The organism is Pseudomonas sp. Irchel s3h14 (genome assembly GCF_900187425.1).
GTDB lineage: Bacteria > Pseudomonadota > Gammaproteobacteria > Pseudomonadales > Pseudomonadaceae > Aquipseudomonas.
On sequence record NZ_FYDJ01000023.1, the window covers coordinates 39137 to 58082 of the forward strand.

Below are 18946 nucleotides of genomic sequence, written 5' to 3' on the forward strand. Positions count from 1 at the left end.
GTGTCTGATTTCACGACTGCTGCGCAGCCGAACGCAGGCTTCGCCAGCTGCTACATAAAAGCGTCGTGCACCGTGAGCGAGATGTCCAACATCACCCGCATTCGGCCACACGGGCCTTATGTGGTAGGCTTTGTCGGTTTGCACGATGGGCGTTTATGACCCGGTGTTTCGGCACGGGCGTTCTGATCGTCCCATTTGTCCGCCTTCAGGAGTTCTCATGCGTCTGACCCAGATTTTCGCCGCCGCAGCCATTGCGTTGGTCAGCACCTTTGCCGTCGCCGATGACGCGGCCGACAAAGCCATTCGTAAAAGCCTGGAAAACCTCCAGCTCGACGTGCCGGTAGAAACCATCACCGCCAGCCCGCTGCCAGGTCTGTACGAAGTCAAACTCAAGGGCAGTCGCGTGCTCTACGCCAGTGCCGACGGCCAGTACGTCGTTCAGGGCTACATGTTCCAGCTCAAGGACGGCAAGCCGGTCAACCTGACCGAGAAGACCGAACGCCTGGGTATTTCCAAACTGGTCAACGAAATTCCGGTGGCTGAAACCGTGGTATACCCGGCGATCGGCGAAACCAAATCGCACATCACCGTGTTTACCGACACCACCTGCCCGTACTGCCACAAGCTGCACGCCGAAGTGCCTGAGCTGAACAAGCGCGGCATCGAAGTGCGTTATGTCGCATTCCCGCGCCAGGGCCTTGGCTCGCCGGGTGACGAACAGCTGCAAGCGGTCTGGTGCTCGAAAGACAAGAAAGCCGCCATGGACAAGATGGTCGACGGCAAGGAAATCAAGGCCGCCAAGTGCGATAACCCGGTTTCCAAGCAGTTCGCCCTTGGTCAGTCGATCGGTGTGAACGGTACACCGGCCATCGTTTTGGCCGACGGCCAAGTGATTCCGGGCTACCAGCCTGCGCCACAAGTCGCCAAACTGGCACTGGGCGCGAAGTAAATTCGCATCGTCACGGTCAGCCATTGACGATCATGGTTCGGCGGCAGCATTCGCCGGGCCATTAATAGAGAACCGCGAGTATGCGGTTGTTTTCACGGCCGGCCTTGAGTCGGCCGTTTTATGGGGAGTTCACAGTGAAACCGGTCAAAGTAGGCATCTGTGGGTTAGGGACCGTCGGTGGCGGTACCTTCAACGTACTTCAGCGTAACGCCGAGGAAATTGCTCGTCGTGCCGGGCGTGGAATCGAAGTGGCACAAATTGCCATGCGCACGCCAAAGCCTCAGTTCCAGACGACCGGTATTGCGATTACCAACGATGTCTTCGAAGTGGCCACGAACCCTGAGATCGACATCGTCATAGAGCTGATGGGCGGCTACACCGTTGCCCGCGAGCTGGTACTCAAAGCGATCGAGAACGGAAAACATGTTGTGACCGCGAACAAGGCGTTGATCGCTGTTCACGGTAATGAAATTTTCGCCAAGGCCCGGGAGAAGGGCGTGATTGTGGCGTTCGAAGCCGCCGTGGCCGGTGGCATTCCGGTGATCAAGGCGATCCGTGAAGGCCTGTCGGCCAACCGCATCAACTGGGTCGCCGGCATCATCAACGGCACCGGTAACTTCATCCTCACCGAAATGCGTGAGAAGGGTCGCACCTTCGAAGACGTACTCGCCGAGGCGCAAGCCCTGGGTTACGCCGAAGCCGATCCGACCTTCGACGTTGAAGGCATCGACGCGGCCCACAAGCTGACGATCCTGGCGTCGATTGCGTTCGGTATTCCGCTGCAGTTCGACAAGGCCTACACCGAAGGCATCACCAAGCTGACCACCGCTGACGTGAACTACGCCGAAGCGCTGGGCTATCGCATCAAGCACCTGGGCGTGGCGCGCAGCACCGCGGCCGGCATCGAACTGCGCGTACACCCGACGCTGATTCCGGCCGATCGCCTGATCGCCAACGTCAACGGCGTGATGAACGCGGTGATGGTCAACGGTGATGCCGCCGGTTCGACCCTGTTCTACGGCGCTGGCGCTGGCATGGAGCCGACCGCTTCGTCGGTGATCGCCGACCTGGTGGACGTGGTTCGCGCCATGACTTCCGACCCGGAAAACCGCGTACCGCACCTGGCCTTCCAGCCGGATTCGCTGTCGGCCCACCCGATCCTGCCGATCGAGGCCTGCGAAAGCTCCTATTACCTGCGTATCCAGGCCAAGGACCATCCGGGCGTGTTGGCGCAGGTGGCGAGCATCCTGTCGGAGCGCGGCATCAACATCGAATCGATCATGCAGAAGGAAGTCGAAGAACACGACGGTCTGGTGCCAATGATCCTGCTGACGCACCGTGTGCTGGAACAGCGCATGAACGACGCGATCACCGCCCTGGAGGCCTTGGAAGGCGTGGTCGGTCCGGTCGTACGGATCCGCGTCGAGCACCTGAACTAAGCCGTTATCGTTCACCGGGCCCGCCTGCGGGCCCGGGTTTGCGAACACTGTCTATTGGAGCCAGTCATGCGTTATATCAGTACCCGCGGCCAGGCACCGGCCCTGAATTTCGAAGACGTCCTGCTGGCCGGTCTGGCCACGGACGGTGGTCTGTACGTCCCGGAAAACCTGCCACGCTTCACCCAGGAAGAAATCGCCTCCTGGGCCGGCCTGCCATATCACGAGTTGGCCTTCCGGGTGATGCGCCCGTTCGTGACCGGCAGCATCCCTGACGCTGATTTCAAAAAGATTCTGGAAGAGACTTACGGCGTGTTTTCGCACAACGCCGTGGCGCCATTGCGTCAGCTGAACGGCAACGAATGGGTGCTGGAGCTGTTCCACGGCCCGACCCTCGCGTTCAAAGACTTCGCTTTGCAGCTGCTGGGTCGTCTGCTCGACTACGTGTTGGAAAAACGCGGTGAGCGCGTAGTGATTGTCGGCGCCACCTCCGGCGACACCGGTTCGGCCGCCATCGAAGGCTGCAAGCACTGCGAAAACGTCGACATCTTCATCCTGCACCCGCACAACCGCGTGTCTGAAGTGCAGCGTCGCCAGATGACCACCATTTTCGGCGAAAACATCCATAACATCGCCATCGAAGGCAACTTCGATGACTGCCAGGAAATGGTCAAGGCCAGCTTCGCTGACCAGAGCTTCCTCAAGGGCACGCGCCTGGTAGCGGTGAACTCGATCAACTGGGCGCGGATCATGGCCCAGATCGTTTACTACTTCCACGCAGCCCTGCAGTTGGGCGGCCCGGCACGTTCGGTATCGTTCTCGGTGCCGACCGGCAACTTTGGCGACATTTTTGCCGGTTACCTGGCGCGCAACATGGGCCTGCCGATCAACCAGTTGATCGTCGCCACCAACCGCAACGACATCCTGCACCGCTTCATGAGCGGCAATCAGTACGTCAAGGACACCCTGCACGCCACGCTGTCGCCGTCGATGGACATCATGGTGTCGTCGAACTTCGAACGCCTGCTGTTCGACCTGCACGGTCGCAACGGCGCAGCGATCGCCGGTCTGATGGACACCTTCAAGCAAGGTGGCGGTTTCAGCGTCGAACAGGAACGTTGGACCGAAGCCCGCAAGCTGTTCGATTCGCTGGCCGTGGATGACGCTCAAACCTGCGAAACCATTGCTGAAGTTTATGAGCAAACCGGCGAACTGCTGGATCCGCACACCGCCATCGGCGTGAAGGCGGCGCGCGAGTGCCGTCGCAGCCTGGATATCCCGATGGTGATCCTCGGTACGGCGCATCCGGTCAAATTCCCGGACGCAGTGGAAAAAGCTGGCGTAGGAAAAGCGCTCGAACTACCTGCACATCTTTCTGATTTGTTTGAGCGAGATGAGCGCTGCACCGTGCTGCCAAATGACCTGAAAGCCGTGCAGGCCTTTGTCAGTCAGCATGGCAACCGCGGCAAGCCTCTGTAACCAATTAAATCTGTCACATTTTGAAGCCCGTCTCCTGACGGGCTTTCTCATTTCTGCGTGCCACACTTGTCGGGTTTTCGCCCCATGAAGGACGGGCGAGTTGATCACGAAGGAAGTGGCAATGCTGTTTTTCAGAGGGTTAAAACCAGCCGCGTGCTGGTTGTTTTTTTTAGTCGGTACCTTGGGCTTTGCTCAATGGGGGAGCGCGTCGCAATTGGCGGCGACCGATTCCAAAGGATCGGTTGCTGGCCTAAGGATCGAGCTGGATGCTCAAGAGTTGAAATGGATTGCCGAGCATTCAAAAGTCATCGTCGCATCGGTGCAATATCCGCTGTACCTGTTCAAGAATGAGCACGGCCAATGGAGCGGCTTGAACAATGATCTGCTCAGCCGCATCAGCGCAATGACGGGATTGCAGTTTGTTCACGAAGAATCGTTTTCCACCGATCAGTTGCTCGGGCGACTGGAAAGTGGCGCAGCGGACTTGAGCACGACGCTGGCGATGAATGACGAACGCAAGACGTTTCTGGATTTCAGTCATGCGTTCGGTGGCGCTGGCTGGGTGTTTGTCGGGCGGGCCGGGGCGCCAGAGGTGCAATCCCTGGAGCAGCTGTCGGGAAGGGTTCTGGTGTTGCCGACCCGGCATGCGCTGGAGGCCACGATTCGCCGCGACTATCCGGACATCGACCTGCGCTCGGTTAAAACCTATGCGGAGGCACGGGCGCTGGTCGAGAGCGGTGAGGCCTATGCCACCATCGAAAACGAAACCGGAGCACAACTCTATCCGTCCAGGCAGCTCAAGGTCGGGTATACGGTGGAGGGCAAATGGGAGGCGGACCACCTGGCCGTACGCAAGGGTCAGCCTCAGCTGTCGAGCATCCTCAACAAGGCGCTTGAAGCGCTTGATCCTGCCGAATTGCGCGCCATTCGCCTGAAATGGCTCAATGGGATTGCCCCGGTCAAGGTGCCCGGCGCCTGGCAACGACTCGCCGAGTGGGGCTGCTGGGGTATGTTTATCGTCAGTCTGTTCGGCCTGTTGTCCCTGCTCTGGAACCGACGGCTCACGGTATTGATCCAGCAACGCCTGGATGCCGAGAAGAGTCTGAGTGATCAGCTTGCCTTCCAGCATGCGTTGATGGACGCCATGCCCGATCCGATGTTTGTTCGTGATCTGGAAGGGCGCTTGATCATGTGCAACAAAAGTTATGAGGAGGGCTTGTCGACCCGTTTCGACCAGGTTCAGGGACGACAGCTGATTGAACTGGACGTCTTGCCCAAAGAGACCGCCGAACTGCTGCATGCAGAGTTCATGGCCCAGCTCGGTACGCGCAAGACGCGCTTCAGTGAGCGTCAATTGATGTTCAACAACGGCATCAGGCATGTCTATCAGTGGACGGTGCCTTTTTACAGTGCCGACGGACAATTGCGTGGCCTGCTGGGAGGATGGATCGATATTGGCAAGCGTAAGCAGCAGGCGTGAGGCGGCTGTTTTTTCCCTGTCATCTTGGCCGTGCATGCTCTATTGACCCGCGGCGCAGGTTCACCAGCAGTCGGTATCCAGAACTTTCTTCTCGAGCCAGTGGTCATTTACTGTAGGTACGCCCCAGGCACTTTGTTTTCGGACTAATGAGTGGTGATCGAGATGGAAAGTATCAGTCTATTGCTCGGTGAAGCTCTGAGCCCGTATCAGGTAACGTTGACCCCGTCGGGGACCCATGGCGAATGCCTGGTGACACTGAAAAATGCGACCGGCGCTATCGTGGTCGAGCGGGCGTTCAATCAGGCCCAGTTGACCAGCAAACGTCTGCTGACGGATGTCGTCGACGGTTTGCATCGCGACGTGCTGATCGCCGAAGGTCGGCTGGAGCCCTGCGTCATCGCGGCGTTACGTAATGCTGCTCAGGATAAAATCCTGGCCAACCGAAATTGAATTGTTTTTTGTGGGAACCTTCCTGCGCTTAGGTCAGTCAGACCATGTAACAGCAGGATCAAGCATTGTGCTCCGGTGCTTGTAGATTGCTGTTACTGGTCTTTATGTAGGCCACGTTTAACCCCGAGTCGTCTCCCCACTTCTCGGGGTTTCTTTTTGCCTGCGATTTTTCATTGCTCGGCCTGCTGTATGAAAAATGCCCGGCTGGCCTCCAGGTAGTCGCTGCGACTTTCGGGGTCCAGCCAGGCGGCGTATGCCTCGCTCAAATGATCGTGGGGCAGGGTGCGCAGCAGTTGGTTGATCTCGATGATCGCCTGCCGGCCCTGGGGGGTGTCGGTACAGCCGATGTAACCGGACAGGTATTTGCCCGTGCCGCTAATCGGGTAGAACTGCAATTCATCCTCCGCGATCCCTTGCTGCTGGGCCTGGTAGCGGATCTCCGAGCGGTACCCCAACAGCATCCGCAAGCGCCCGAGGCGTTGCATTTGCAACAGGCTGCCCAAGGCATCGTTACCGTAATGGAGGGTCAGTGAGTTGGCTGGCGCTTGTTTGAGCAGCGCGTCGAGATATTCGCCGTAGTTGCGCTCGGCAATAATGCCCAGTTTCTCGCGGCCACTGGCGAGCAGGGCCGCCAGGTCCACTTCGCCGTCCTTGATAAAGGGCGCCAGCACCTCCCGATCAACGCGGCGCACGGCCAGGCCATTACTCATGGCCCGAAAGACCGGGATGGAAAACGCGATCCAGCCATCGCGCTCCTTGCTCCAGTTCAGCGCTGCATCGCACGTGAGGGATGGCTCGTGGAGCATTTGCAAGCCACGAGCGCGATTGACTCGCATCAGGGAGTGTTCATATTGCGGCATGCGGGCGATCAGCAGCGGCAACAGTTGATCGATGACGCCCTGGCCCTTTTTCGATCCTTCGAAAATCATCAGCGGTGGAAGGTCGCGCAATAACCAGACCAGGGTTTCCTTCGGTTGCGCCAACGTTGGCTGAGCCTGGCCGGCGAGCAACAGGAAAAACGCGAACGCGCACACTGCTCGTCCACCGCGGGTCAGGCAGTGGTTGATGGGCCGCGCAAGCAGTCGCCTCAGCTTAGATGGCCCCGTCTTCACGCAGCTTTGCGATCTGTTCCTTGTTGTAACCAAGATCGTTGAGTACCTGCGCATTGTGTTCGCCCAACTGCGGCCCGACCCATTCCGAAGTGCCGGGTGTATCAGAGAGTTTCGGCACGATTCCCGGCATCTTGAAATCTTTGCCGTCCGGCAACTTGGCCTTCAGGAACATTTCCCGGGCCAGGTACTGTGGATCACTGAACATGTCTTGCGCACTGAAGATCCGGCTGGCCGGTACGTCGGCCTGATTCAACTGCTCGATGATGGTGTCCAGCGGCAGCGAGTTGACCCAGCGATCAATCACCCCATAAATCTCGTCGCGACGGCTATCGCGTCCGTCGTTGCTCGCCAACGCAGGGTCATTGGCCAGGTCCTCGCGACCAATGATCAGCATGAAGCGCTTGAAGATCGCGTCGCCATTGGCGCCGATCTGCACATGTTTGCCGTCGGCACTGGTGTGGATCGAGGAGGGCGTGATGCCCGGCATGATGTTGCCGGTGCGTTCGCGGATGAAGCCGAACACGTCGAACTCGGGGACCATGCTTTCCATCATGGCGAAGATCGCTTCATACAGCGCCACATCCACCACTTGGCCGAGGCCACCGTTAACCTCGCGATGACGCAAAGCCATCAGCGCACCGATCACGCCCCAGAGCGCGGCAATCGAGTCACCGATGGAAATACCGGTGCGCACCGGTGGCCGATCTTCGAAACCCGTGATGTAGCGCAAACCGCCCATGGATTCACCGACGGCACCAAAGCCTGGCTGATCCTTCATCGGCCCGGTCTGACCGAAACCCGAGAGACGCACCATCACCAGTTTCGGGTTCAGTGCGTGCAAGACTTCCCAGCCAAGACCGAGTTTTTCCAACACGCCCGGGCGAAAATTCTCGATCAGAATGTCCGCTTCGCTGAGCAGTTTTTTCAGGATCGCCAGGCCGTCGGGGTGTTTGAGGTTCAGGGTCAGGGATTTTTTGTTGCGCGCCTGGACGAACCACCACAGCGAGGTGCCTTCATACAGTTTTCGCCATTTGCGCAACGGATCGCCGCCATCGGGGGACTCGATTTTGATCACCTCGGCACCGAACTCGCCGCAAATGCGCGAGGCAAACGGCCCGGCGATCAGTGTCCCCAATTCAATGACTTTCAGACCTGAGAGCGGTTTTCCGGTGAGCGGCATGCTGGATCCTGTAGGACAAAGGTTGAGCGGATACAGGGTTTTAACATAGCCGAACGTCAGACGACCAAGGTTGATCGCCTTCAATTCGTGGATTGCCTACCGCATCGGTTAGACTTGCCGCCTTTCCCCGTATCAAGAAGCCCGTTCATGGCCCAGCCGTCCACGACCTACAAGTTTGAACTGAACCTTACCGACCTCGATCGCAGCGTGTACGAGAGCGTGAAGCAGACCATCGCCCGTCACCCTTCGGAGACCGAAGAGCGCATGACCGTGCGGCTGCTGGCCTACGCCTTCTGGTACAACGAGCAGTTGTCGTTCGGTCGCGGTCTGTCAGACGTGGACGAACCAGCCCTGTGGGAAAAGAGCCTGGACGACCGTGTCCTGCACTGGATCGAAGTCGGCCAGCCAGACGCCGACCGCCTGACGTGGTGCTCGCGTCGCACCGAACGCACCAGTCTGCTGGCCTACGGCAGCCTGCGCGTCTGGGAGACCAAAGTGATCCCGGCGATCAAGAACCTGAAAAACGTGCATATCGCTGCTGTTCCGCAGGAAGTGCTGGAAACCCTGGCCAAAGACATGCCCCGGGTTATCAAGTGGGATGTGATGATCAGCGAAGGGACGATTTTCGTCACCGACGACCGTGGTCAGCACGAAGTCCAATTGCAGTGGCTGAGCGGCGAGCGCGGCTGATTATTCGCTGCTGGTCCGCGTTACCCGTTTTTATCCTACGTATTCAAGAGAAGCACCTGTCACCCCATGCGCATCGAACCTCGCCTGTTGCCCGACACCCTGCCATTCCTCGGTGATCTGCCGCCGCTGCTGACCCGTCTGTACGCGGCGCGGGGCGTGCTGTCCGAGGCTGAACTGGACAAGAGCCTGGCGCGGCTGATTCCGTACCAGCAACTCAAAGGCATCGATGCCGCGGTGGATTTGCTGGTGACGGCACTGGAGCAGCGTCAGCGGATTCTGATCGTCGGTGACTTCGACGCCGATGGCGCGACGGCCAGTACCGTGGGCATGTTGGGTTTGCGCCTGCTGGGCGCGGCGCACGTCGACTATTTGGTGCCGAACCGATTCGAGTACGGCTACGGCCTGACGCCGGAAATCGTTGAAGTGGCGCTGACCCGTACACCACAGTTGCTGATCACTGTGGACAACGGTATCTCCAGCGTTGAAGGCGTGGCGGCGGCGAAAAAGGCCGGGCTCCAGGTGCTGGTCACCGACCACCACTTGCCCGGTGACGAGCTGCCGTTGGCCGATGCCATCGTCAATCCCAATCAGCCAGGTTGCGAGTTTCCGAGCAAGGCGCTGGCCGGCGTCGGGGTGATTTTCTATGTGCTGATGGCCCTGCGTGCGCGTTTGCGCAGCCTCGGCTGGTACGAGAGCAAGCCGCAGCCGAACATCGGCGAGTTGCTGGACCTTGTGGCCCTGGGCAGCGTCGCCGACGTGGTACCGCTGGATGCCAACAACCGGATTCTGGTGCACCAAGGCCTGGAGCGGATTCGCGCCGGGCGCGCGCGGCCGGGGATCAAGGCGATCCTCGAAGTCGCCAAACGTGACCACACGCGCATCACCTCTACCGACCTGGGTTTCATTGTTGGCCCGCGCCTGAACGCGGCGGGGCGTCTGGATGACATGAGCCTGGGCATCGAATGCCTGCTCACCGAAGACGCTGGTCTGGCGCGTGAAATGGCCGCTCAACTCGACGGCATGAACCAGGACCGCAAATCCATTGAGCAGGGCATGCAGCGTGAAGCACTGGCTCAACTGAAGGATTTGCCGGTCGAGTCGATGCCGTTCGGCTTGTGCCTGTTCGATCCCGAGTGGCACCAGGGTGTCATCGGAATCCTCGCATCGCGTATGAAAGAACGCTATTTCCGTCCGACCATTGCCTTTGCCGATGCCGGCGATGGCTTGCTCAAGGGCTCGGGGCGTTCGGTTCAGGGGTTTCATATTCGCGACGCGTTGAGCGTGGTAGCGGCGCAGCATCCGAACCTGATCAGCAAATACGGCGGCCATGCGATGGCCGCTGGTTTGACGCTGCCGGAAGCGAATTTTCCGTTGTTCGCCGAAGCCTTTGATGCGGAAGTGCGTAGGCAATTACGCGAAGAAGACCTGACCGGGCGATTGCTGTCGGACGGCACGTTGGCGGTCGAGGAATTCCACCTGGAACTGGCCCGAGCCCTGCGTCATGCCGGACCTTGGGGGCAACATTTTCCGGAGCCGCTGTTCCACGGCGTGTTCCAGTTGGTCGAGCAGCGGGTGGTCGGCGAGCGGCACCTCAAAGTGGTGCTGAAGAGTGAGTGTGGTTCGGTAAAACTGGATGGCATTGCCTTCGGAATCGACCGCGACATCTGGCCGAATCCGACCATCAAGTGGGTGGAATTGGCCTACAAACTCGACCTCAACGAGTTTCGTGGCAACGAGACGGTGCAGTTGATGATTGCCCATATCGAACCGCGATAGCGATCTCTTTGAGAGTGAACCCTCCCTCATCCCGCGATGTCGACTAGGCTCTAAGCACTGCTTGATTATCCTTGTGACGTCTTGTCGAATTTTTTGCCCGCGGGGGCGGGTGCTGCACCTTTTTCCTGTCACTCGTCGACTTTCAAACAGAACCCTGGAGCCTGCCCACTGATTCGAGAGGTGCCCCATGAGTCTGCTGCTTGAACCCTATACCCTTCGCCAATTGACCCTGCTCAACCGCATTGCGGTGTCGCCGATGTGCCAGTACTCCAGCGTCGATGGACTGGCCAATGACTGGCACCTGGTCCACCTTGGCAGCCGCGCTGTCGGCGGGGCCGGCCTGGTGTTTACCGAAGCCACGGCGGTGACCGCCGACGGACGCATCACCGCCGAGGACCTCGGCCTGTGGAACGATGAACAGATCGAACCGTTGCAACGCATCACGCGCTTCATTGCGGCACAAGGCGCTGTGGCCGGCATTCAGTTGGCTCACGCCGGGCGTAAGGCCAGCACCCATCGGCCGTGGATCGGTAAACATGGCAGCGTCAAACCCGAAGACGGTGGCTGGATCCCGGTGGGCCCATCGTCGATTGCTTTCGACCCGCAGCACACACATCCCAAGCAGCTTGATGAAAGCGAGATCGCTGAGGTCATTCAGGCCTTTGTCGCTTCGGCCAAGCGAGCACTGACCGCCGGTTTCAAAGTGGTGGAAATACACGCCGCCCACGGTTACCTGTTGCATCAGTTTCTTTCGCCCCTGAGCAATCAGCGGCGCGATCAATATGGTGGTTCGTTCGAGAATCGCATCCGGCTGGTGCTGCAAGTCACCGAAGCGGTGCGTGCGGTGTGGCCGGAAGAGCTACCGCTGTTCGTGCGGGTGTCGGCCACCGATTGGGTGGAAGACGGCTGGAACCCGGATGAAACCGTGGAGCTGGCGCGACGCCTCCACGCGTTGGGCGTAGACCTGATTGACGTCTCGTCGGGCGGTACTGCGGCCAACGCCGAGATTCCTACAGGTCCCGGTTATCAGACCCGTTTCGCCGAACGTGTGCGCAAAGAGTCAGGTATTGCCACCGGCACGGTAGGAATGATCACTGAGCCGGCACAGGCCGAGCACATTCTGCGCACCTGCCAGGCTGACATCATCTTTCTCGCCCGTGAACTGCTGCGTGATCCGTACTGGCCGCTGCATGCCGATGATGACCTGGGTGGACGCAAGGCCATCTGGCCGGCGCAGTATCAGCGTGCCACCCATCGTGAACAGCCTATTCATGAGTCGGATTTGCGCGACTGAGTGATGCTGTAAAACCAAAAAGCCCCGGTCGAGTTGACCGGGGCTTTTGCGTTTTTGTGCCGGAATGTTGGTTGCCTGTTCCTCCGCCTTCGCGAGCAAGCTCAGCTCCTACAAGGGTAACGTGTCGAACACATCATTTTCGTTCGACACGATACCCTTGTAGGAGCTGAGCTTGCTCGCGATGGGGCCAGCCCAGACACCCAATTACTCTCAGGTGTACTTACGCTTATCCGGTGCAGGCGGGAAGTACTGGTACAACCAGGTTTCACTCAACGTCCGGTCATTGGTGCGAATGAACAACCGCAGCTCCACCGGCGCCACGCTGTCATTGGTCGGGTACCAGTCAAAGGTAATGCGGTAACCCTTGATGTCATCCAGTACCAGCACGTTGAAATCCTTCACTTGCCCATTCGAACACGTGACTACCGGCTCGATCCCCGCGCCTTGCGGTAAGCGGTCCAGACCGCCGCCCGTGAAGTCCACGGCAAACCGTCGCGCCCAGACTTCCGGGTAATGTTCGCCAGGCGCCCAGCCTTCGATGAAGCCGCCCATACCCGAACGAGTCGCGTTGACTCGCGCCAACGGCGTGCTGACCGGTGGCAGTGCGCTCCAGTACAGCTTGTAGCCGTAGTTCAGTGAGTCGCCGGCCGCGACCGGTTTTTTCGGGGTCCAGAACGCGACGATGTTATCCAGGGTTTCGCCGGTTGTAGGAATTTCCAACAGATCGATAGAGCCTTCGCCCCACGCGGTCGTAGGTTCTACCCACAGGCTCGGACGCTTGCTGTACCAGTCGACGGTGTCTTGATAGCTGTCGAACTCGTGATCGGTCTGCACCAGGCCGAAACCTTTCGGATCGGTGTCGGCGAAGGCGTTGAATTGCAGGGTGGCCGGGTTATTCAGCGGGCGGCAGATCCACTCGCCGTTGCCGCGCCACATGGCCAGGCGATCCGAGTCGTGGATTTGCGGGTGAATCGTGTCGCACATGCGTCGTTCATGGGTGCCGCAGCTGAACATGCTGGTCATCGGCGCGATGCCCAGTTGTTCGATGGCAGTGCGCGCATTGATGTGGGCATCGATGCCCATGACGACCTGGCTGGCCTGACAGTCGATGTCGAAACGGTAAGCGCCGGTGGCGCTCGGTGAATCCAGCAGGGCGTAGACCACGAAGCGGGTGCTGTTCTTGTCCGGCGTCTCGAACCAGAACTTGGTGAAGTCCGGGAACTCTTCACGCTTCTTGGCATAGGTATCGATCGCCAGGCCGCGTGCCGATAGACCGTACTGGCCCGAGGCATCTACCGCACGGAAATAGCTGGCGCCGAGGAAGGACAGCACGTCGTGCTGGTCCAGCTCCGGGGCTTTGAACAGCTTGAACCCGGAAAACCCCAGGTCGCCCGTGAGCTGTTTGGTATCGACCGTGGTTTTTTCATAGTTGAACAGGGACGGGCGGAAATGCACCTCTCGCGCCTGACGCGTCTTGGGATCGACGCTGTACATGCGCACCGGTTGTTTGAAACCCATGCCGACGTGGAAAAACTGCACATCCAGCTGACCGTTGAGGTCATTCCACAGTGAGTGGTTGCCGTCGTAGCGGATCGCGTTGAAGTTCTGCGGCGTCATGGTCGCCAGGGTCGGCGGCAACACCTGCTTGGTGTCTTGATAGCGATTGCCGGCGAGCTGCTTGGCCTGGATCTTCAGCGCTTCGAAGTCGAACGCCTGAGCTTCGCCATCCGCCGCGCCAGTACCGGCCCAGGCCCGCGAAGCCAGCAGGCCAGTGGCGGATAATCCGGTGTAGGCAGCGATGGCCATGGATGCTTTGAGCAAATTCCTGCGGTGCATAAGTTCAACCTGTCGTGAACAATCCCGCGCCGTTCCTGGCACGTGCTGGATCAAAAATAAAGGTTCGGACATGCCTTCGGCCAAACGCAACGGACATTAAACAGATAACAAATAGCTTAAACCGTTCGGTTGTGTAGAAAAAATGATTGGTAGCACTTTGGCTTCGTGGCAATGAAACAAGAAATGTCGGTTAAGTTTTCCGACAGTACTTTCTGATTTATAGGGCATTTCTGCTTTTTTGACTAATTACTCTAAAAACCGCTTTTCAGCGCCCGGATAGTTTCTATTCTGTGGTCATGACCGGTTTCTGCCCTTCAGGCCGGCGACTGACAAAAAGGAGAGGGCGATGCGGTTTTTGAAGTTTTCTCGGGCTTATAGAAGGACATCGTCCATGACGAAAGTACAAGGCATCACCCAGTTGCTGGGAATCCTTCCTTGCCTGACCACTGTGCGCCGAAGGCGTCGGGTCAGTTCGGACGAGATGAAGTTGTTGGAGCGCTATCGGGAGCTGTCGGAAAGCGACCAGATTGCGATGCGGTATCTGGTGGATGCGATGAGGAGTGTTTCGCGGTTTTGACCGAGGATGGTTACCGTGAAAGCCATTTGGCTTTTACGGTGGCCAGGCAGGTCAGTTTGCCTGCTTCGGCGTCGGTGATGCCTTCTTGGATTGCTTGGCGGCGAGCCGCGATATTTTTTTGCTCGATGGTCTGTTGCAGATACTTTTCTGAAAAGGCGCTATCACTTGGAATCACTTCAGTGACGCTTTGGCTGGTGATGCGCGGTTTGCTCATGGCTGCGGATTGCTCTTACGGGAGATTGAACAGGTGTATTCAAACCAAAGGGGCGGACTGTGAAGTCTGCCCCTTTTTCATTTTTTCACTCTACCTTCAACTGCAAGTGCCCACGATCGTGAACGGCCGTTGTGCCTGCATCAGATCAGGCATGTCCCGCCACTTGACCCAGGCCTGATGCTGCCAATGCAGCAGCGGCACCGAGATCCCGGCCCACTGCAACGAACTCAGGCTTGGAATGTTATCCACAGGAGTCGTTTTCGAATCACGCAGCATTGGGATGACTACGTTGCTCAACCATTGACGCAGGTTTCGGTTTTCCGGCACGAAATGGTGCACCAAAAGGGCATACATCCCTGATTCGCTGACCATCAGTGATTCGACTGTTTTGCCGTACTTGAGCAGCCAGACGTATCGACGCTGATCCGGATCAAGTTTCAGGGTGAGGCGTTGGTCCATCGGACGGCCCATCAGGCGACCGAGGTCCTGGACGCAGAACCAGGCTTGGTTGTCCTGCATGATGGCGTGGAGGAAGCGGTTGTGGCGGGTGAAGATGGTTGGGGTGAAGTACGGATGGATTTCAGACGGACTTGGTGTGTGCGTATGCATTTTTTCGACTCCATGTTGAAAAAGGAGCCGCCACTAATCCTTCGACAGATTTGGGTGGCGGACCGTGCGGCGTTCGAAGTCGGGACATTCTCGATCAACATGCAAGCCAAGAGGCCCGCGCCACACGGCCCACCATAAAGCGAAGCTGAAAGGCAAAAGTTGCCCCAGTTTCTATGGGGGCGCGGATGCGCCATGTTGATGATTTACCGGCTTCGACCCCGGGTCGCTGATTTTGCAGCGACGGGTTGAAGCCTATCTGCAAGGCGCTCGCGGCGCCAAGTCTACCTTGGCGCCGCATGCTGTAGGAATCGGTGTCTATGCCGGAAGGTTCGATCTGTAGGAATTGCCTGTTTTTGCATGAGGTGCAGTCAAACAGCGTCACAGCCGTGGTTTTTCCTATAGTTTTCCCGTATTCAGGAACGAACTGCAGGTTTGCTACATGTTGATCGAATTTTCAGTTTCCAATTATCGCTCCTTCCGTGACAAACAAACCCTGTCCATGGCTGCGACGCCGCGCTTGAGCAAAAAGCGCAACGTGTTCACACCCATCGTAAATGGAGAAAAACTGCCTGATTTATTAAAGGTGGCGGCGATTTACGGACCGAACGCATCCGGTAAATCTTCGCTTATCCGGGCAATGGGGGTCATGGGGAGTTTGCTCGCTTCGATACCTACATCAAATGATGAACCGTTACCGGTCTCGCCATTTCGTTTTGACCCGCAACTTCAAAACGAACCCAGTTCTTTTGAGTACAACTTCATTCAACGCGGGGTCCGATATCGGTTTGTTCTGCGCATGACGGCGCAGCGGGTTATCGAGGAACAATTGGTTTCCTATCCAAAAGGTAAGGAAACACTGTTGTATTCGCGTCGCTTTGTTGATGAGGGGGAGCATTATGTTTTTGGCTCAAGCCTTGAGGGCGGTAAAGAGGTGCACAACGCTTGGCGGCGTCTGACGAGCCCCAAGATGTTGTTTATTTCACAGGCGGTTGCGAACAGTAGCGAAGAGTTAACCCAGTTGCGGAGGCCGTTTAGCTGGTTTCAAACCGGTCTACTCGTTATTGAGCAGAACAACATGATGGGGCTGTCAGCAGCGTCCATCAGATTTCTTCGGATGGCATCGGATTACACACATGATTTACGAGACTTTCTAAAAGAAGTGGATATCCCGGTGTCAGCGATCCGGCTCAACACCGAAGACGCAGAGTCTGTTCAACGCACCAAAAAACTCACACTGAAAGAGTTCTTCGCAGCCGCCCAAAAAGACAAAGTAACCCTGACGCATACGAGTCTTTTAGGCAGTGCGGAGTTTGATTTTTCCGAGGAGTCCGACGGTACGAAAAACCTGATTGGGTTCTGGCTGCCCTGGTTCATGATCAATCACGCCGATGGTAGCGGGATACTTTCTGTCGATGAGTTGGACAGCAGCCTTCATCCCTCAATAGTCGCGGACTTGATTGAGAAACACCTGGACAGTGGGCTGGATACTCAACTGATCTTTACCACTCACGACACTCATCTAATGAACGCCAAAGCGCTTCGACGCGATCAGTTCTGGATCACCGAAAGAGACGCTAACGGTGCAACCTGCCTTTTTTCTGTTTACGACTTTGAAGGACGGGAAGGGGAGGATGTCGAAAAGCGTTACTTTGAAGGCCGTTATCGCGGGTTGCCACTGATAAGGCGGGGTTGATCATGGCGCGTTCGATACGGCTATTTGATCGAAAGGCACCGCGGTTCAAGCCTCAACCCAAAGTGTTGATCCTCTGTGAAGACAGCAAGTCAGGAAAGCGATATCTGGAGGAGGCTGCATTTCATTTTCGCGCCAAAGCTCAAGTGGAAATTGCCCACTGTGGCGTCACACACCCAAGCGGCATTGTAGAAACAGCAATAGCCCGCCAGAAAGGCTTCGACAAGGTGTTTTGTGCATTGGATCGCGATACACATCTGTGTTTTGAACGAGCGATAAATCTGGCGAAGTCTCATCCGAAAATCAAAGTCATCGCTTCGTACCCCTGTTTTGAGTTTTGGCTGCTTCTGCACTTCGGTTTCAATCGAAAGCCATTTCGAGCGGTTGGGAAGCACTCTCCAGGCGACTTGGTGGCCAAGAGCCTCAGAGAAAAACCCAGCATGGATAAATACGAGAAAGGCGAAGACACCAACTATTTCGCACAACTTTTAGGTGAGCCCTTCCAAAGGGCGAGAGATTTGGCACCAAAGATTATCGAGGACGTTGCTATCAGCGGCGACCCCAACCCCAGCACCGAAATCCATTTGCTGATGGACGAATTCGAAACTCTCTCCAAACCCCTGCCGATCTAACACTTCAAACCCTGCCCGCATCACTACGGGCAGGGTAATTACCCTTATCGACTAACCTTCCAAGCATCCCCCGCAGGCGCAGTCCCATGGTCATACGGCTTGGCAAGCCACATGTAAACCAGCCCCAACCCAATCACGATCGCAGTACTCAACACCATCGCATAGTTGATGTACCACGCAGCATCCGGCGTGCGCGGCCAGGCCATGTTGATGATCGCGCCCACGCCATAAACCAGCGCGCCGATGTTCACTGCCCAGCCCCAGGCGCCGAGGGTGAATTTGCCACTCGGTTTCCAGCCTTTCATGCGCGCATACAACGCGGCGAGCACGATCATCTGGAACGCCAGGTAGATGCCGATGGCTGCGAAGCTGACGATGGTTGCCACCGCATCCTGCAGGAAGAAGCCCAGCACAATGATCAGTGCCGGCAGGACACCGGACACGAACAGTGCAGCAACCGGAACCTGAGTCGTAGGGGAAATCTTCTTCAGCAGTGAGCTGCCGATGACCATTTCATCCCGAGCGTAGGAATACAGCAGACGACTCGCCGCCGCTTGCAGGCTGATGACGCAGGAGATGAAGGAAATCATCACCACGCCCATCACCACTTTCGAACCGACCGGGCCGAAGGCGTTGTTGAGGATGGTGGTGACCGGGTCCTTGTCGGTGCCGTTGATCACCGCTTGCATGTCTGGCACGGCGAGGATCAGCGCCAGGCAGGCGAACATCGCCGCGATGCCGCCGATGTAGATGGTCATGCGCATGGCCACCGGGATTTGCTTGCTTGGGTTCGGGGTTTCTTCGGCCACATCGCCGCAGGCCTCGAAGCCGTAGTACAGGAACATCCCCGCCAGCGAGGCGGTGAGGAACGCCGGCAGATACGAGCCGTCGACGCTGATATCGAAGGTGTTGAACAACACACTGATCGATTGATGACGCTCGAAGATCAGCAGGTAAACGCCGACGATCACCGCACCGACCAGTTCACAGAGGAAGCCGAACATGGCGATCCGTGCCAGCACTTTGGTGCCGCTGAGGTTGACCAGGGTGGCGAACAAGGTCAGGAACAGTGCGATGACGATGTTGGTGTTGTTGCTCGGTTCAAAGCCCATCATGGCGGCCAGGTACGGACCGGCGCCCACCGCAACGGCGGCGATGGTGACGCACAGGGCGATGGAGTAGATCCAGCCGACCATCCACGCCCAGCGCTTGCCCACCAAGCGACGAGCCCACGGGTACACGCCGCCGGAAATCGGGAACTGCGAGACCACTTCACCGAAGATCAGGCACACCAGCAACTGGCCGCAACCGACCAGCAAATAGGCCCAGAACATCGGTGGCCCACCGGCGGCGAGGCACAGGCCGAACAGGGTATAAACCCCTACGACCGGAGAGAGGTAAGTGAAGCCCAGGGCGAAGTTTTCCCACAGGCTCATGCTGCGATTGAAGTTCGAGGTGTAACCCAGCTTGCGTAGTTGCTCGGCATCGCTGTCAGCGACGGGTACAGCGAGTTCGGGTGTTGAATCCATGGTGTTAGCTCCG

The 18946-nt window shown here is 57.8% G+C and carries 17 protein-coding genes; 11 read left to right on the forward strand and 6 right to left on the reverse strand.

Going from position 1 to position 18946, the window contains the following annotated elements; genetic code table 11:
• The first annotated feature begins 217 nt into the window (after positions 1-217).
• The 5 genes from dsbC to CKW16_RS27520 all read left to right on the forward strand — a co-directional run bounded on the left by dsbC (position 218) and on the right by CKW16_RS27520 (position 5794).
• Positions 218-949, forward strand: coding sequence for a bifunctional protein-disulfide isomerase/oxidoreductase DsbC (gene dsbC / locus CKW16_RS27500; RefSeq protein ID WP_059406274.1), 732 nt, complete (start codon positions 218-220; stop codon positions 947-949).
• Positions 950-1083: 134 nt separating this feature from the next.
• The gene (locus CKW16_RS27505) at positions 1084-2388 is read left to right on the forward strand and encodes a homoserine dehydrogenase (protein WP_095132383.1); all 1305 of its coding nucleotides are present in this window, start codon (positions 1084-1086) and stop codon (positions 2386-2388) included.
• 66 nt (positions 2389-2454) lie between these two features.
• Positions 2455-3864, forward strand: a complete 1410-nt coding sequence (gene thrC, locus CKW16_RS27510; RefSeq protein ID WP_095132323.1) for a threonine synthase — start codon at positions 2455-2457, stop codon at positions 3862-3864.
• A 121-nt stretch (positions 3865-3985) separates the two neighbouring features.
• Entirely contained in the window at positions 3986-5344 is a 1359-nt protein-coding gene (locus CKW16_RS27515) for a transporter substrate-binding domain-containing protein (protein ID WP_095132325.1), read from the forward strand.
• Positions 5345-5506: 162 nt separating this feature from the next.
• Positions 5507-5794, forward strand: a complete 288-nt coding sequence (locus tag CKW16_RS27520) for a DUF3509 domain-containing protein (protein WP_033056390.1) — start codon at positions 5507-5509, stop codon at positions 5792-5794.
• Positions 5795-5964: 170 nt separating this feature from the next.
• On the opposite strand, the gene CKW16_RS27525 is transcribed toward CKW16_RS27520, so the two are convergent.
• Positions 5965-6828 carry a TIGR02285 family protein gene (locus CKW16_RS27525; protein WP_371918059.1) on the reverse strand — a complete coding sequence of 288 codons (864 nt, stop codon included), beginning with the start codon at positions 6826-6828 and terminating at the stop codon, positions 5965-5967.
• Positions 6829-6886: 58 nt separating this feature from the next.
• Positions 6887-8086, reverse strand: coding sequence for a CaiB/BaiF CoA-transferase family protein (locus tag CKW16_RS27530; RefSeq protein WP_095132329.1), 1200 nt, complete (start codon positions 8084-8086; stop codon positions 6887-6889).
• Positions 8087-8233: 147 nt separating this feature from the next.
• On the opposite strand from CKW16_RS27530, the gene CKW16_RS27535 reads away from it, so the two are divergent.
• The 3 genes from CKW16_RS27535 to CKW16_RS27545 all read left to right on the forward strand — a co-directional run bounded on the left by CKW16_RS27535 (position 8234) and on the right by CKW16_RS27545 (position 11846).
• Positions 8234-8776 carry a YaeQ family protein gene (locus tag CKW16_RS27535; RefSeq protein WP_007897614.1) on the forward strand — a complete coding sequence of 181 codons (543 nt, stop codon included), beginning with the start codon at positions 8234-8236 and terminating at the stop codon, positions 8774-8776.
• A gap of 66 nt (positions 8777-8842) precedes the next feature.
• The gene (gene recJ, locus CKW16_RS27540) at positions 8843-10552 is read left to right on the forward strand and encodes a single-stranded-DNA-specific exonuclease RecJ (RefSeq protein WP_095132331.1); all 1710 of its coding nucleotides are present in this window, start codon (positions 8843-8845) and stop codon (positions 10550-10552) included.
• A gap of 187 nt (positions 10553-10739) precedes the next feature.
• Entirely contained in the window at positions 10740-11846 is a 1107-nt protein-coding gene (locus CKW16_RS27545) for an NADH:flavin oxidoreductase/NADH oxidase (RefSeq protein ID WP_095132333.1), read from the forward strand.
• 210 nt (positions 11847-12056) lie between these two features.
• Here the strand turns inward: CKW16_RS27545 and CKW16_RS27550 are convergent, their stop codons facing one another.
• Entirely contained in the window at positions 12057-13682 is a 1626-nt protein-coding gene (locus CKW16_RS27550) for a glucan biosynthesis protein D (RefSeq protein WP_095132335.1), read from the reverse strand.
• A 391-nt stretch (positions 13683-14073) separates the two neighbouring features.
• Between CKW16_RS27550 and CKW16_RS27555 the strand changes: the two genes are divergently transcribed.
• On the forward strand, positions 14074-14259 hold the full coding sequence (locus CKW16_RS27555; RefSeq protein WP_008151642.1) for a hypothetical protein: 186 nt from the start codon (positions 14074-14076) through the stop codon (positions 14257-14259).
• A gap of 10 nt (positions 14260-14269) precedes the next feature.
• Here CKW16_RS27555 and CKW16_RS27560 read toward each other — a convergent pair whose 3' ends face one another.
• Both CKW16_RS27560 and CKW16_RS27565 read right to left on the reverse strand, forming a co-directional pair.
• Complete coding sequence (locus CKW16_RS27560; protein WP_095132337.1) at positions 14270-14473, reverse strand: hypothetical protein; 204 nt, start codon at positions 14471-14473, stop codon at positions 14270-14272.
• A gap of 96 nt (positions 14474-14569) precedes the next feature.
• On the reverse strand, positions 14570-15082 hold the full coding sequence (locus CKW16_RS27565) for a Bro-N domain-containing protein (protein WP_095132340.1): 513 nt from the start codon (positions 15080-15082) through the stop codon (positions 14570-14572).
• A 439-nt stretch (positions 15083-15521) separates the two neighbouring features.
• Here CKW16_RS27565 and CKW16_RS27570 point away from each other — a divergent pair, with 439 nt between their 5' ends.
• A complete protein-coding gene (locus CKW16_RS27570) occupies positions 15522-16775 on the forward strand; it encodes an ATP/GTP-binding protein (RefSeq protein ID WP_095132341.1) in 1254 nt (417 codons plus the stop codon).
• A gap of 2 nt (positions 16776-16777) precedes the next feature.
• Positions 16778-17404 carry an RloB family protein gene (locus CKW16_RS27575; protein ID WP_095132342.1) on the forward strand — a complete coding sequence of 209 codons (627 nt, stop codon included), beginning with the start codon at positions 16778-16780 and terminating at the stop codon, positions 17402-17404.
• A 44-nt stretch (positions 17405-17448) separates the two neighbouring features.
• On the opposite strand, the gene CKW16_RS27580 is transcribed toward CKW16_RS27575, so the two are convergent.
• Entirely contained in the window at positions 17449-18933 is a 1485-nt protein-coding gene (locus CKW16_RS27580; protein WP_056743403.1) for an APC family permease, read from the reverse strand.
• Positions 18934-18946 lie beyond the last annotated feature (13 nt).

Excerpts from the sequence above, each read along its gene's own strand:
- dsbC (WP_059406274.1), top strand. The coding sequence starts at position 218 with ATGCGTCTGACCCAGATTTTCGCCGCCGCAGCCATTGCGTTGGTCAGC.
- thrC (WP_095132323.1), top strand. The coding sequence starts at position 2,455 with ATGCGTTATATCAGTACCCGCGGCCAGGCACCGGCCCTGAATTTCGAA.
- CKW16_RS27515 (WP_095132325.1), top strand. The coding sequence starts at position 3,986 with ATGCTGTTTTTCAGAGGGTTAAAACCAGCCGCGTGCTGGTTGTTTTTT.
- CKW16_RS27520 (WP_033056390.1), top strand. The coding sequence starts at position 5,507 with ATGGAAAGTATCAGTCTATTGCTCGGTGAAGCTCTGAGCCCGTATCAG.
- CKW16_RS27530 (WP_095132329.1), bottom strand. The coding sequence starts at position 8,086 with ATGCCGCTCACCGGAAAACCGCTCTCAGGTCTGAAAGTCATTGAATTG.
- CKW16_RS27535 (WP_007897614.1), top strand. The coding sequence starts at position 8,234 with ATGGCCCAGCCGTCCACGACCTACAAGTTTGAACTGAACCTTACCGAC.
- recJ (WP_095132331.1), top strand. The coding sequence starts at position 8,843 with ATGCGCATCGAACCTCGCCTGTTGCCCGACACCCTGCCATTCCTCGGT.
- CKW16_RS27545 (WP_095132333.1), top strand. The coding sequence starts at position 10,740 with ATGAGTCTGCTGCTTGAACCCTATACCCTTCGCCAATTGACCCTGCTC.
- CKW16_RS27550 (WP_095132335.1), bottom strand. The coding sequence starts at position 13,682 with ATGCACCGCAGGAATTTGCTCAAAGCATCCATGGCCATCGCTGCCTAC.
- CKW16_RS27555 (WP_008151642.1), top strand. The coding sequence starts at position 14,074 with ATGACGAAAGTACAAGGCATCACCCAGTTGCTGGGAATCCTTCCTTGC.
- CKW16_RS27560 (WP_095132337.1), bottom strand. The coding sequence starts at position 14,473 with ATGAGCAAACCGCGCATCACCAGCCAAAGCGTCACTGAAGTGATTCCA.
- CKW16_RS27565 (WP_095132340.1), bottom strand. The coding sequence starts at position 15,082 with ATGCATACGCACACACCAAGTCCGTCTGAAATCCATCCGTACTTCACC.
- CKW16_RS27570 (WP_095132341.1), top strand. The coding sequence starts at position 15,522 with ATGTTGATCGAATTTTCAGTTTCCAATTATCGCTCCTTCCGTGACAAA.
- CKW16_RS27575 (WP_095132342.1), top strand. The coding sequence starts at position 16,778 with ATGGCGCGTTCGATACGGCTATTTGATCGAAAGGCACCGCGGTTCAAG.
- CKW16_RS27580 (WP_056743403.1), bottom strand. The coding sequence starts at position 18,933 with ATGGATTCAACACCCGAACTCGCTGTACCCGTCGCTGACAGCGATGCC.